At 34.0% G+C, this 13,241-nt stretch carries 13 protein-coding genes and 1 tRNA gene; 6 read left to right on the top strand and 8 right to left on the bottom strand.

The annotated features are described in order from the left end of the window. Positions 1 to 115: 115 nt before the first annotated feature. Together ACFIKY_RS04175 and pncA are read left to right on the top strand one after the other, a co-directional pair. A complete protein-coding gene (locus tag ACFIKY_RS04175; RefSeq protein WP_375661444.1) occupies positions 116 to 652 on the top strand; it encodes a hypothetical protein in 537 nt (178 codons plus the stop codon). A 46-nt stretch (positions 653 to 698) separates the two neighbouring features. Beyond that, positions 699 to 1,307 (top strand): bifunctional nicotinamidase/pyrazinamidase, encoded by a 609-nt coding sequence (gene pncA / locus ACFIKY_RS04170; protein WP_375636149.1) that lies wholly within the window; start codon positions 699 to 701, stop codon positions 1,305 to 1,307. 460 nt (positions 1,308 to 1,767) lie between these two features. On the opposite strand, the gene ACFIKY_RS04165 is transcribed toward pncA, so the two are convergent. Continuing rightward, the gene (locus ACFIKY_RS04165) at positions 1,768 to 2,820 is read right to left on the bottom strand and encodes a DUF475 domain-containing protein (RefSeq protein WP_375636148.1); all 1,053 of its coding nucleotides are present in this window, start codon (positions 2,818 to 2,820) and stop codon (positions 1,768 to 1,770) included. Between the two features lie 360 nt (positions 2,821 to 3,180). On the opposite strand from ACFIKY_RS04165, the gene ACFIKY_RS04160 reads away from it, so the two are divergent. Both ACFIKY_RS04160 and ACFIKY_RS04155 read left to right on the top strand, forming a co-directional pair. Then, the gene (locus ACFIKY_RS04160; RefSeq protein WP_026500335.1) at positions 3,181 to 3,720 is read left to right on the top strand and encodes a helix-turn-helix domain-containing protein; all 540 of its coding nucleotides are present in this window, start codon (positions 3,181 to 3,183) and stop codon (positions 3,718 to 3,720) included. Positions 3,721 to 4,112: 392 nt separating this feature from the next. Then, a complete protein-coding gene (locus tag ACFIKY_RS04155) occupies positions 4,113 to 4,292 on the top strand; it encodes a DUF1508 domain-containing protein (protein WP_015856658.1) in 180 nt (59 codons plus the stop codon). A 507-nt stretch (positions 4,293 to 4,799) separates the two neighbouring features. Here ACFIKY_RS04155 and ACFIKY_RS04150 read toward each other — a convergent pair. The 3 genes from ACFIKY_RS04150 to ACFIKY_RS04140 all read right to left on the bottom strand — a co-directional run bounded on the left by ACFIKY_RS04150 (position 4,800) and on the right by ACFIKY_RS04140 (position 5,903). Next, complete coding sequence (locus ACFIKY_RS04150) at positions 4,800 to 4,982, bottom strand: hypothetical protein (protein WP_375636147.1); 183 nt, start codon at positions 4,980 to 4,982, stop codon at positions 4,800 to 4,802. Between the two features lie 53 nt (positions 4,983 to 5,035). Then, the gene (locus ACFIKY_RS04145) at positions 5,036 to 5,347 is read right to left on the bottom strand and encodes a hypothetical protein (protein WP_375636146.1); all 312 of its coding nucleotides are present in this window, start codon (positions 5,345 to 5,347) and stop codon (positions 5,036 to 5,038) included. Positions 5,348 to 5,654: 307 nt separating this feature from the next. Next, the gene (locus ACFIKY_RS04140; protein ID WP_375636145.1) at positions 5,655 to 5,903 is read right to left on the bottom strand and encodes a hypothetical protein; all 249 of its coding nucleotides are present in this window, start codon (positions 5,901 to 5,903) and stop codon (positions 5,655 to 5,657) included. Between the two features lie 757 nt (positions 5,904 to 6,660). Here ACFIKY_RS04140 and ACFIKY_RS04135 point away from each other — a divergent pair. Further along, on the top strand, positions 6,661 to 6,975 hold the full coding sequence (locus tag ACFIKY_RS04135) for a helix-turn-helix domain-containing protein (RefSeq protein ID WP_007347852.1): 315 nt from the start codon (positions 6,661 to 6,663) through the stop codon (positions 6,973 to 6,975). Here ACFIKY_RS04135 and ACFIKY_RS04130 read toward each other — a convergent pair. Both ACFIKY_RS04130 and ACFIKY_RS04125 read right to left on the bottom strand, forming a co-directional pair. After that, a complete protein-coding gene (locus ACFIKY_RS04130) occupies positions 6,899 to 7,081 on the bottom strand; it encodes a hypothetical protein (protein ID WP_015856659.1) in 183 nt (60 codons plus the stop codon). The genes ACFIKY_RS04135 and ACFIKY_RS04130 overlap by 77 nt on opposite strands. 1,705 nt (positions 7,082 to 8,786) lie before the next feature. After that, a tRNA-Ile gene (locus ACFIKY_RS04125) sits at positions 8,787 to 8,863 on the bottom strand. 172 nt (positions 8,864 to 9,035) lie between these two features. Between ACFIKY_RS04125 and ACFIKY_RS04120 the strand changes: the two genes are divergently transcribed. Next, on the top strand, positions 9,036 to 9,779 hold the full coding sequence (locus ACFIKY_RS04120; RefSeq protein WP_015856660.1) for an SIMPL domain-containing protein: 744 nt from the start codon (positions 9,036 to 9,038) through the stop codon (positions 9,777 to 9,779). Between the two features lie 28 nt (positions 9,780 to 9,807). On the opposite strand, the gene ACFIKY_RS04115 is transcribed toward ACFIKY_RS04120, so the two are convergent. Together ACFIKY_RS04115 and rpoD are read right to left on the bottom strand one after the other, a co-directional pair. Beyond that, positions 9,808 to 10,269 carry a YcgN family cysteine cluster protein gene (locus ACFIKY_RS04115; RefSeq protein WP_375661442.1) on the bottom strand — a complete coding sequence of 154 codons (462 nt, stop codon included), beginning with the start codon at positions 10,267 to 10,269 and terminating at the stop codon, positions 9,808 to 9,810. Positions 10,270 to 10,859: 590 nt separating this feature from the next. After that, positions 10,860 to 12,875 carry an RNA polymerase sigma factor RpoD gene (gene rpoD / locus ACFIKY_RS04110; RefSeq protein WP_375636232.1) on the bottom strand — a complete coding sequence of 672 codons (2,016 nt, stop codon included), beginning with the start codon at positions 12,873 to 12,875 and terminating at the stop codon, positions 10,860 to 10,862. Positions 12,876 to 13,241 lie beyond the last annotated feature (366 nt).

Raw genomic sequence — 13,241 nt, 5'->3', positions numbered from 1 at the left:
AAACTGCTTTTGCTTTTTGAAACTGTACAGTAAATAGCACTTACATCGTATCAAAAGCTTTTCGCTTTATATTGGTATATTTTTTCTAATCTCACAAGCCCCAGTATGGTCCTGAATGCAAAAAAACATCCCCCAAAAAAGCAAAAAGCAAATCTTTTTAGCTGTACCTGAAACCTGTTATCAAACATTGCCTCTCTTTTCCATACCAGATATAACATTGTATTTTTATCGTATTAAACCAACTTATCAATGTAATATAGTACCAAAAAGAAAAGCAATTCTCTATGCGCCTTCTTTTTTTGCTTTATGGGCTTTATATTACGCAGTAAAAAATCCTTCCCTTTTTTCATCGATTTTTTGCTACGGGAAACAATGGTCTTCCCCCCTTGCCTTGATATGGCTTAAATTACGTTTACAAAATGATCGCCGCCTTATGGGATCTGACGTCCCAAGCCCAATGATCATGAAAGCTTTGCATCAACACGTAGCAACAAATGACTACAGTGCACTTCCCATTGGTACGTGGTTACAATTCGTAAAAAACTATAAAACCAATTGTAAAAACTTATCCATCCCCCTCTTTTGGCTTGATAATTATAAAAATAATATCAATATTCAGCAAATCATTTCAAAACTTCAAGACGAAATATAGCTTTTTAAAAATACGATAAAAGATCATCTCATATAGGAATATATTTATGGAAAAAAAAGCCTTAATCGTCATTGATGTTCAAAATGACTTCTTACTAGGTGGAGCACTTGCCGTACCACAAGGTGATGCTATTTTACCCGCCATCAATAATCTCATAAATCATTTTGACCACGTTATCTTAACCCAAGACTGGCACCCAAAAAACCATTGCAGCTTTGCTTCCTGCTATCCTGAAAAAAAGCCCTATGATACCATCATTCTTGACTATGGTCCTCAAATACTCTGGCCTGATCATTGCATACGAGGAACACAAGGAGCAGAATTTCATCCATCTCTTAGAGTGGAAAAGGCACAACTTATCCTTAGAAAAGGCTATAATCAAAAAATGGATAGCTATTCTGCTTTTCTTGAAAATGATCAAAAAACACCAACAGGTTTACAAGTTTATCTCAAAGAACATGGTTTTACCAAGCTCATTATGTGTGGCTTAGCAACTGATTTTTGTGTCGGATTTTCTGCTCTTCACGCTATACAATGCGGTTTTAAAGTCAGTGTTTCATTAAATGCCTGTGCTGGTATTGATGTAAATGGATCACTAAACACTATGCTTAAAACTATGAACGAAGCTGGTATAGAGCTTTTAATGGTCTCTTAAAATATTCTTCTCTAATCTACTACTATAATATACTGATTTATAAAGGATAAATTATTTTTCACATATTTAAGTGAGAGTCTAGAATATCGTAAATTCTCTCATTTCAAACCTGTTTCAAAACCATTCTCCTACACGTTACAAAGAGAATCAATGTATGAATAAAAATCATTCAAAAAAACAGTAAAAACACTTCTTATGAACCATTAGATGCAAGAGCTTGTCATAATATTGAAAGCTAGTAAAAAGTATAGCATCAGCTTTCTGTCTTAAATTTAGGTCAAAAAGCACCTTAGAGATTGTACACTATTCCCTTCATGAGTAGTATCATGCAATGGACTCAACTTTAAAACAAAAACGCAAATAAGCAATAAAATAGAATAGTATTTTATTTTGCATAAAAGACCTCTTTCTATTCAAAGATATGCGATAAACAAAAGCGTAAGAAAATAAGAAATCTCCATTACTTAGACACAACATGTTTATCCACCTGACGATGCTTAAAACGAATCGAAGAATATAATGCCATTCCAATAATACAGACTCCCACAAGTCCTGTTAAGACTTCAGGAACCGATATAATCGTCTGCAGATACATAATCACTGCAAGAACTAAAATTGCATAAAAAGCACCATGTTCCAAATAACGATAATGCAATAATGTTCCTGATTCAACCAACATAATTGTCATAGAACGAACGTAAAATGCACCGATACCAAGACCTATCGCAATAATAAAAAGGTTGTGTGAAAAGGCAAAAGCACCAACCACGCCATCGAAAGAAAAACTAGCATCAAGAACTTCTAAATAAAGAAACGCCCCTACTCCCCCGTGAGTTACTGTTGTTAAAGTCTTTTGAGGGGTATCCAAGAGATGACCGACAACTTCAACACCGATAAAGGTCAAAAGTCCATAAAGGGCTGCCAATAAAAAAGTTATTTTATCTTCTGTGTCAATCTGACCTGAAACAAATAAGATCAAAATCAAAACAATTGCAATATCAATCCCAACAAGCGCCCCAAACTTTTGAGCAGGTCTCTCTATAACATTAAGCCAATGTACCTCTTTTTCAGAATCAAAAAAATATTTTAAGCCAACCATCATAAGGAAAGTGCCTCCAAAAGCAGCAATCCCCATATGTGCATCGGTTAAAACTTCCGCATATCGGTGTGGTTCCCATATAGCTAATTTGACTGCCGCAATTGGATTAATCCCAACAGCAACGACAACCACCAATAATGGAAAAACAATTCGCATCCCAAATACAGCTATCAAAATGCCCCATATAAGAAAACGACGACGCCACAACGGATCCATTCTACTAAGAACACGCGCATTGATAATAGAATTATCAAAAGATAAAGAAATTTCCAAAACTCCTAAAACAAAGCAAATAAAAAAATATTTAAGAAAACCAATAATACTTTCCGTTTCAAACCAACCAATAACCCCTCCTAAAAAGACACCAATAATCGTGAAAAAAAAAGCAAACCCAAAATAGCGTAATAGGGCCATGATCATTCCTCAAAGTTTATTTTCTCATTCATCTAAAACACACCCAGTCCAAATCCAAAGTTTGCATCTCTTTAAAGTTGCATCTATTGATGCAAAAGTGTATAGAATATATATGGTAAAGTTACATGAAAATTCTCTCAAAAAAAGCAAGAGACAAATGTAGCAAACAGAGAATTTTGTTTTGAAATGAATATCAATTGTCAATACAATAAGCGAAAGATTTCTTTCTATCCACGAAAATAAAAAATAAAAAGAAATTAAAGCTATAAATATTGACATTATATCATAGAATATTAATACATAGTGTGCTTTTATTATTTAATGATTTATACCATGATGATTTACTGAGGGAGATAATTCGTGGCACGTCCTGAAACTGAATCAAAAACCATATTTGGAAAACGTTTACGTTATGTACGTCTTGCTTTAGGCGATCCATCACGTGAAACCTTAGCTAAAAATTTTAGCATGACAAAAAATTCCATTGCTTTTTATGAGCGTGGAGAGAGAGAACCCAATCTTAGTGTCTTACAAACATACCGCACGTTATATGGTGTCAATATTAATTGGCTTTTAACTGGGCAAGGAAAAATGTTTGACACCGAATATACAAAAGGTGATTTTGACTGGAATTATTTTATTAAAAAAATCGAAGGACTGGAAGAAACACTTGCCAATAGTGATCGTAATGAAAAACCAAATCAAGAAAAAATCGACAGTTCTTATGAAAAATTGCAGCAATATTTGTCAAGACAAGGTTTATCAAATGGACTTAACCCCAAGACTACAACCTCTCTGATCGATATGAAAGCTAAAATGGCCAATTCTTATACTCTTAGCTTATTCATTGATTTACTCATTCGAAGCGTATCCCAAAAAGAGGTTATAGCCAATCAATAAACGTCTGTTTCAAAAGAAAAAGCAAGAAATGATAAAACTCTACCAGTATGGAGAAGAGTATTTTTTACTTTATCCATGCTGGTGAAATTTTGTATAATTTATAAAATTTATTTCTGTACTGACAATAAAAATATTCGCATTTTAAATGAAAGTATAGTGTCTTTAAATTAAAAAAAATAATTTTATAGTATAAAATTCTCATTCATATCTTATTGACAAGAATTTTTTTCTTGTTAAAAGAATAATAGCTCTCATAGAAATTATTTTTTAAGGTCAGAAAATTTAAGGGGAATATATTGACGACTTCCTATAGAGACATACATTAGTGTTCACAGACGGATTAGTTAAATATTTATCCTGAAAATTATCAGCTATTTTATGAGGTGGGAAGCATGTATTTTGAGGTGTTTCAAGGAGTTCACAATCAATGGTACTGGCGTTTAATCTCAGGAGATGCACAAAAAATTGCTTTTTCTAGTAAAGGTTATCCAACAAAACAAGATATCCTAGTCAATATTGAACAAATCAAAGAAATTACACATAAGGCTCTTATTAGAGAACTACAGTCCTGACGTTCTTTACCATTAAAACAAACGTTTATTTTGTGTAATGGTATGGTGAGTTGCTTTTGTGACAAATAAAAAGTGATCGTTTTTCCCTCAGCGGGAGGAGGTTTTTGTATTATTTCTGATACTCACAAATAACAATCACATTCTTGCAGTTTATTATGTTTGTTTTCAATCATACTTAAGTCTCTATAGCATTTATCAAAAAGAAAGTCTCTTAAGTCTTGTATTTTTCATAAAAAATAAACACACATGAAGAAAAGATAATTTATCAATGAGAATATAATTACTTTACAAGATATTAATATCTTTTATGCTCATATTCCTCTTCTGCATTTGATAATCATAACTGACTTACCCATTTCATCTTCATAAAAAGCAAATATCTCTTTCTTTCTATTATCATGCAATTTTTTAGACATATTAGCTGAAACTATCGTAGCATTTATACCTTATATCTAAAAGGAACGTGCAAAATTGTTTCCAGCATACTGGATTGTATAGACGCGCTTTTTAATAACCAGCATACCTATAAACTGGTTTATCACCATAACCTCTTATTTTATAATCAAAGACGCTCTGTCTTATAAACTTAAATGTTTTCATAAAATCAGAGTAAACTTGAATATTCTCTTTCAATACAATCTCTCCATCAGCACCATAATTGGCTTCATTAAAGTTTATCTCTCTCGTCATTCCAATCTTCCTAACACATTTCCAAGCCCTTTAATGCAAAATATGAATACATATCACTCTTTATCATCTTCAGATTTAAGCATTTTTTGATATTTCTTTTCATTTTTTTCATATTGTTTAATTTGTTTTTTCAGTTTTTCAATTGCTTGGTCACGTCTTTTAATCACCATACTTTGCTCTCTAATAGCTCTATCTCGTTCTTCAGTCATCTTCATAGAATCTCTTAAAAACTCATGCTTTATTCTTCTAGATTCATCTTTTAAAACTTTCACTTGACTGCGATAATATAAAGAAAACCGAAATATAACCCCGCTGCACAACAAAACAACAACCATTGCTCCCAATAAAATTTCGTTTACACTCATTTGGATCTCCCTTAATTGTCGCTCAAGTGATCATCTTGACCAATTTGTTTCATCCTCAATCAAAAAAAGAATGCAATAAACCGCATGTTCCAAGTGTGAACAATCACTCTCGGCATTCTTATTTTCTCCATTAAAGCCATTGATAAATGACGCAAAAAAATCTCTGAAAGCGGCTAAATCTACACGCTTACACCAATTATTTGCGACACATTTATTGACACAAAAAACAAAAATAAGGAACGTCAAATAAAACTAACGACGCAACGCAATCGTACAAGCCTTGCCCAAATCGTTCCTATCTTCCTTTTTACGCCATGGGGAATACGGCTATATATGAAAGTTTTTCATTATTACAAAAATCATCGGTGTCACAAAGCACAGCATTTCTGTAAAATTTTGCCTTCCCAAAAATCTTTACATCACCATAAATTAAAGCATCACTATAAACTCGAGCCTTTCTATAATCACGAGTATCACCATAAAATTCAATACATTGAGCATTCAAAACTTGATCAAAAAAGACCGCATTAGCGTAAACATATGCATCTCCACTCATATTCGAATAACTATAAAGTTCTTATCTTTCATAAACATGCAAACTCTTACGAACGACTACACAACCATATGTTAATGCATTGTTATAAATAACAATATCATTGTAAATACAGACTTCATTATAAACTGCAGCTGCCTTAAAACACACTCATCCCCGTAAGGACATTGATCAAATGTATACACCCTACCAAACAACCACCTATGTGACTCAGATTACCTTCCTGTTTAATAAAATATCCAAGATCACTTTTTTGATATTTTCCAAATTTTTTAACGCATATATACGATATACCATCTGATAGTGATCTAATTTATTACAATAAAGGAGAAATCAGTATTCTTTGCCTATGAATTTACATTTTTTCTACAGCCATTATCCTATCTCTTAAGGCTCTAAAGCTTCGTTATACTCACACACCGCCTCAACACAGAATTTTTTACAAATTCTGATGTTGGGGTATATCTTGATTTATAATGCTGCTACGTATACTATCACAGTGAAATCTCATAAACATACGAGTGTGTATCGCCATTTCTGGTATACACGTTTATTTTTTCACAACCGTGGAACTAAGCAACCATTTTTTATTGATTCGAATCTGAAAGTGTATGGGGACATTTTGTTATTAGTTAAAAACAACTCTATATGCTTCATTAGCGAAGAGCTACACATGGATATTTTCACGCTCCTTGTATCATATATTCTGGATTCGCAACGCAATATTAACGCTATAGCGTAAATATGTAAAGGTCTAAAAATGACAAAGACTGAAAAAGATTGGTTCCAACGCTTAGTTGAATTGATTAAAAGTGACGGACGAACAATGATTGAAATAAGCAGAGCTGCAGGCTGTGGACAAAATTACGTCCAACAAATGATAAATGGAGGAAAGAGGCCTTCAGTAGATAAACTCATGGCTATTTTGAACACACTGGGAAATGCTAGTGCCATATATGTAATAACTGGTTTCAACATCTCCGATGAAGACTTAAAACTCATAACTTTGATTTCGTCTGGAGATAAAAAGAAGATTGAAGCCTTAAATGTTCTGTTGAATGAGCAGAATCTGTAGAATTTTCTACTCTATCCAATATCGCTTGCTTTTGAGACGTCGATAAAGACTCCCATTTTACAATAATATCAGATAAAGTTGTTTCAAATTTTTTATCATTCTTCATAGTCATACTCCATGTAGTCAAACTATATAACGCTAAAGCGTTTAAATATATCTCATACCTTAGAAAAAAATATTTGCAATAGGCAGTATGGAAGCAATTGTGTACAAACTTATTTTACAAAATCAGATGAAGTTCTATTAGTCATGTACCATGGTGAAACAGAAAGCATCACACGATCCAGATCTTCTTATGAAAATTGGTATAATCTATCAAAAATGCGAATAATGTTACGCATATCTTGTGATTCGGACCAGTAACAAACTAATGTGAAAATATCCCTGAAGACACTCCTGAACTCTATATAAGAGAACACGAAAAAGCTTTTTTGAAAAAAAATATATCACAATTTTATTCTACATAGCACCGTCTATGTTTTTTAAACAATATTGCAAAGCAAGAATATAACAATGTTATAGGAATAAATTCTTATAAACAGAGCCACACTACCTAAAACTCTGTAACACGTTTATAGGTAACCTCCCCTCTAAACGCACCTTGTAAATACTAATATTAAGTCTCTATCATAAGCAAAAATGATACTATTAAAAAATAAAACGAATCACCACGCATAATCCTTGTACGTAAATTGTATTGCAGATTTACAACAAGAGAGAAATTCCCTTATGTAAATGAAGAATTATATTTTCAAAGTATGATTTTGAAGAAAAGTATACTTTTCCAAAAAAAATTACCCTCTCTGCCAATAATTTTTCATAAGAGAGAAAACTCACAACAAAGATAAAACTCTCTACACAATCAATACGAGAAAAATGTTAGCAATACCCAAAAGTGCTAGGTTGACCTAAATATTGCCAATCCCCTATGAGAGTAAAATCAAAAAAGACTTCTGCTCTTCAATAATAATTTGGCTTACATGAAAACTCTATAATTTGAGCATTAAGCGAAAAATACACAAAAACAGAAAATGGCATTTTAACGAATTTTCCAATATCATAGAAAACATTTTTTACAGAATAAATAAAATGCTTATTACAATAAAATCTGGATGATGCAAAGCGATAGAAAAAACCACTCAATTGACTTTTCAAAGAACAATTGATGAGATTCTTTTCAGAGAACACGCCAACGTCACTATGAACAATATTTCTCAAAAATCAAATAGAACTCCTCTCTTGGGAAAAAGAAAATATCAACAAATGTTATTATCGTTGACCCCATGATACATATGAGCACCTATGGATTACATCCTCTTATATACAACCTTTCATCACGATAATGCTATTCGAACGTCTAAAAGACATTAACATCACTCAGAAAAAAGCAAATTTACACTAAATGTTTTTTGAGCCATTTGTTCTAAACAGATACAATCTTTAAAATTGGTTTTATTGGGATCTGTTTATTTATAGAACAAGCATAAATAAACTTATCCAATGAAGCTTTTAGTCTTCTATTTTATGAAGAACATCATACAGAAAAAGTACAAAACAGTATATGAATTAAGAAAGTAAATAGCGCCACATATCAGTTAATCCAAATGCTACAATGTTTCAAATGAGAGCACTTCTTTAATGAGACTAAAAAACATACTATCACTTTATATTAAAGCGACTGATAGAAAAAAACAGCAACAAACAATGACAAAGGATTTTAGAACAAACAGAAAAATAAATAAAAAACGAAAAAGGTAGAATCCCAAAATTTTTATATAAGCTACCCATTTTTCTATTGGCCATTTCCCTATTGGTGGGCCCGGAGGGACTCGAACCCCCAACCAAGCGGTTATGAGCCGCTGGCTCTAACCAATTGAGCTACAGGCCCCATATATAGGTTGTTTCTCTCTAAACTAAAATGCCCTATGATACAAGAGCTGACGAAGATTATAACCCATCTTTTTCTCTTTTCTATTGGTTTTTTTTTCAGTGCCCTAATTTCTTTACAAGAACTCTTAAAAATGAGAGAATAGTTAACTGACAAATATAAAGGTATAGATATGATAGAAAAGAAAATTCAACCACTGAAGGGTTCTCTGGTTAAAGCAGTTATATTAGCATTTACACTCTTAGCCACATCGTTGACTGTACGTGCTTATGCTGAAGAAAATAAAATGAAAAATGCAACTATTACAGTGACTGCAATCGGAGAAAGTCAAGCTGCACCGGATATGGCAATTATTAATCTAGCCGTTGTTACCTATGACAAAACTGCCCAAAAGGCATTAGCTTCCAATAATCAATCCATCAATGATATTATAAAAGCTTTTAAAAACGATGGCATCCAAGCAAATGATTTGCAAACATCAGGTTTATCCATTTATCAGTCGACTTCTGATAAACACCACGAAAAAAAGAATAATGAAAAACTCTATCATGTTTCAAATTCTTTAACCGTGCGCATTCGTGATCTTAATAATGCTGGTAAAATCTTTGATCAAGCGATGACTCTAGGTGTTAATTCAGTCAACGGCATTACTTTTACCAACGCAGATACAAAGCCGTTTTATCAAGAAGCACGTAAAAAAGCCATTACTGAAGCCATTGAAAAAGCGCAAACGATAGCGCAAGCAGCCGATTTAAAATTAGGAAAAATTATTGAAATCAATGAAAGGGATGATTACTACCACCCAACACCACGTCTCATGAGTAGAGCAGCAGATGCAAGCTACGAAAATACAAATTTTGCAGGTGGTGAATTAACTTATAATGTGAGCGTCACTGTCGTCTTTGCGATCGATTAAGTCGCCAACTGTTGTATAAAAAATCATATTACTGGCCTTTACATAGAAGACCAGTAATGTGATAAAGATAATCTTCCTCAGATAATAATTCGTCTTCGTAAACCTCTATCTGTCCGCGTGCAGAAATATGCGCTGTATGTACCGTCTGGCAATCTCCTGATACCAATGGATGCCACCAATGAAGATCTTTTCCCTCATAAATTAATCTATAAGCACAACTTTCTGGAAGCCAACGCGCTGTTTTAACTGTCGTAATGTCTAGCGATATACAATCTGGTACAATTGATTTGCGATGAGCATAATCTCGACACCTACAAGTTTCCCCATCTAAAAGACGACAAGCAATACTGGTTGCATAAAGGTCACCCGTATCATCGTCCTCAACTTTATGGAGACAACAACGACCACAGCCATCACAAAGGCTCTCCCACTCAGAAATGGAAATCTCTTCTATTTTTTTTACTTTCCAAAAGGGAAGCTCTCCACTCATAAACTCAGACACACCTTTTTTAATTAAGACGATCTATAAAAAATGAAACGTTTAATTTCTATAATTTCATCTATTTCTGTCTCTTAAAAAGATTCAACTCAATGTATGCTTTAAACCGTTTTCTTAAAATCTATCTGAATAAAAAGAGAATATTCAAAAAATAGCGCATATAAATGAACATAATCTATTGAAACATTCCTTTATAAACTGACGAAGAATAAAATGCGTCACCTAAAATGATAAAAATTCCGCAACGAATACACATTTCTCATCAAAAAGTCCGTATGTTGCAATATAAGTTTATTCTTAATAGATCCTATTTCTTAAGAAACGAGCCGCTACACGCAAGATAATGTTTTTCGTTCATTTTTTCAAATGACTACCACACCAGTATTTACCCTACATCTGTTATTTTCAGAAAGAGAAATACAAAATTCAAAAGCTAAGAAAAACATTAAACATCGTAAACTTTCTGGATTATTCAAATTCTTCCCATATTTTCTCAAAAAAGCATCAAAGTACAATGTGACACACCTCCCCTTCATTAAGAAGAAAGAGGGATTTATTAAAATACACACGAATTTCTTTATTTAAGAATCGAGAAAACTACGCAATTTTCGTGAACGGCTAGGATGTTTTAATTTACGAAGTGCCTTTGCTTCAATCTGACGAATACGCTCTCTTGTAACTGAAAATTGTTGTCCTACTTCTTCCAACGTGTGATCTGTATTCATCCCTATTCCAAAACGCATCCGCAAAACACGTTCTTCCCGCGGTGTTAATGAAGCAAGAACGCGTGTTGTCGTATCTCGCAGATTAGCTTGGATAGCTGCATCAATTGGTAATAACGCATTCCTATCCTCAATAAAATCACCTAAATGGGAATCATCTTCATCACCAACAGGCGTTTCGAGTGAAATGGGTTCTTTTGCAATTTTAAGAACTTTTCGTACTTTTTCCAACGGCATAGAAAGCTTGCTAGACAATTCTTCTGGTGTTGGTTCTCGTCCAATTTCATGGAGAATCTGACGCGATGTACGAACGATTTTATTAATTGTTTCAATCATATGAACAGGGATACGAATAGTACGCGCCTGATCAGCAATTGAACGTGTAATAGCCTGACGAATCCACCATGTTGCATAAGTTGAAAACTTGTAACCGCGCCGATATTCAAACTTATCCACAGCCTTCATCAAACCGATATTACCCTCTTGAATAAGATCAAGAAACTGCAAACCACGATTAGTGTATTTTTTTGCAATTGAAATGACAAGACGCAAATTAGATTCTACCATCTCTTTTTTCGCAATTGTTGATTCGCGTTCACCTTTCTGCACCTGCATAACAATCCGACGAAATTCACCAATCGAAATAGCCGTTTCTTGCGCAAGATTTTGTATCTCACTTCGCAGTTTTTGGATTTCTTTTGCTTCACGCATCGAAAATTCTTTCCAACCAGGTGTAGGCAAAGCAGCAATATAATTCATCCAATCTGCGTCCAATTCACGCCCTTGGTATTCTTTTAAAAAATCCTCGTGGCCAATGCCATAGCTGTTGGCAATCCGTTTCAGCTTACCTTCATTATGAATCAATCTCTTATTGATGTCATAAAGCTGTTCAACCAAAGCTTCGATACGATTTTGGTTTAAAGAAAGAGATTTTACTGCTTGAATCAACTCACCCTTTAATTGAATATATTTTTTCTTCTGAGAAGATGTAAGGGCCCCCTCTTTACGCTCTGCCAAACTGCTTTCAACATGCTGATCTTGTAATTTTCGTAATTTCACATAGGTTTGAGCAATAAAATCCAATGTTTCCATAACTTGAGGACAAAGTTCATTTTCCATTGCAGCAAGCGATAAGTTAACATCGTCATCGTCTTCTTCATCATCGTCTTCAATGTTTCTCTCTCCTGCGCTCTCCTCCATATTACGTATACCAGAAGACATTTTTTCTTCTTCTGTCTTATTCACTTCACTTCGCTCAATAACAGGAGCCTGCTTTGCTTCTGGACCAGCATAAGTCGTTTCAAGATCAATAATTTCACGAAGAAGAATACGCTGTTCTTTTAACTCGTCACGCCATATAATAAGAGCCTGAAAAGTTAAAGGACTCTCACAAAGTCCCGCAATCATTGTCTCACGCCCTGCTTCAATACGCTTAGCAATGGCAATTTCACCTTCCCGTGAAAGAAGCTCAACAGCTCCCATTTCACGCAAATACATACGCACCGGATCATCCGTACGATCTGTTACTTCGCGTTTATTCGTTGTCGTTGCAATTGCGTGGCTAGAGGCTTCTACTAAATCACCACCCTCTACTGTAACTTCTTCTTCATAATTTTCAGACTCAACTTCATCCTCATCATCCACAACATTAACCCCCATCTCAGAGAACATCGCCAAGATATCTTCAATTTGTTCGGATGTAACCTCGTCAGAAGGAAGAACAGCATTGAGTTCATCCATTGTTACGTAACCATTTTTTTTGGCAAGCTTAATCATTTTCTTGATGGCATCATCAGAAAAATCAAGAAGAGGACCATCCAAACTCGCTTGGCTTGTTACTTCTGCATTATCTTTCTGTTTAACCTTTGTTGCCATACCATAACTCCACTCGACCACTTCACAGTTTCCATGTAACCATAGCTTCCATGTGACCAGTTTTTTTGCTCTCACTAAAATCTACCAATAGTTTCTCATATATACTTCCTTTTAAGAGATTACTATTGGAAAGAATACATTTTGTATACGCCTTAACATCCAGACAAACTTCACATCCAGACAAAAACGCGGGAAAACTCCAGAAGTTTCCCCGACACCTCTCAGCCCTTCTGAGATAATCTCTATACCCTATCGTAAGAACCAATTTCCCGCTTTTCCTAAAATTTACCCGCTTTTCCTAAAATTTAATTGCCATCTTTATGAAAATGTCACTCCCATAAACTTCCTCGTCTAAAATTTAAGTGA

It is taken from the genome of Bartonella sp. CR127HXZ (genome assembly GCF_042194555.1).
Classification (GTDB): Bacteria; Pseudomonadota; Alphaproteobacteria; order Rhizobiales; family Rhizobiaceae; genus Bartonella; species Bartonella grahamii.
The sequence above is the reverse complement of the archived record's forward strand: the minus strand, read 5'-3'. Positions and strand labels throughout refer to the sequence as shown.

Bases quoted from the DNA above. Each gene is read 5' to 3' on its own strand.
- ACFIKY_RS04175 (WP_375661444.1), top strand. From the start codon at position 116: ATGCAAAAAAACATCCCCCAAAAAAGCAAAAAGCAAATCTTTTTAGCT.
- pncA (WP_375636149.1), top strand. From the start codon at position 699: ATGGAAAAAAAAGCCTTAATCGTCATTGATGTTCAAAATGACTTCTTA.
- ACFIKY_RS04165 (WP_375636148.1), bottom strand. From the start codon at position 2,820: ATGGCCCTATTACGCTATTTTGGGTTTGCTTTTTTTTTCACGATTATT.
- ACFIKY_RS04155 (WP_015856658.1), top strand. From the start codon at position 4,113: ATGTATTTTGAGGTGTTTCAAGGAGTTCACAATCAATGGTACTGGCGT.
- ACFIKY_RS04150 (WP_375636147.1), bottom strand. From the start codon at position 4,982: ATGACGAGAGAGATAAACTTTAATGAAGCCAATTATGGTGCTGATGGA.
- ACFIKY_RS04145 (WP_375636146.1), bottom strand. From the start codon at position 5,347: ATGAGTGTAAACGAAATTTTATTGGGAGCAATGGTTGTTGTTTTGTTG.
- ACFIKY_RS04140 (WP_375636145.1), bottom strand. From the start codon at position 5,903: ATGAGTGGAGATGCATATGTTTACGCTAATGCGGTCTTTTTTGATCAA.
- ACFIKY_RS04135 (WP_007347852.1), top strand. From the start codon at position 6,661: ATGACAAAGACTGAAAAAGATTGGTTCCAACGCTTAGTTGAATTGATT.
- ACFIKY_RS04130 (WP_015856659.1), bottom strand. From the start codon at position 7,081: ATGAAGAATGATAAAAAATTTGAAACAACTTTATCTGATATTATTGTA.
- ACFIKY_RS04120 (WP_015856660.1), top strand. From the start codon at position 9,036: ATGATAGAAAAGAAAATTCAACCACTGAAGGGTTCTCTGGTTAAAGCA.
- ACFIKY_RS04115 (WP_375661442.1), bottom strand. From the start codon at position 10,269: ATGAGTGGAGAGCTTCCCTTTTGGAAAGTAAAAAAAATAGAAGAGATT.
- rpoD (WP_375636232.1), bottom strand. From the start codon at position 12,875: ATGGCAACAAAGGTTAAACAGAAAGATAATGCAGAAGTAACAAGCCAA.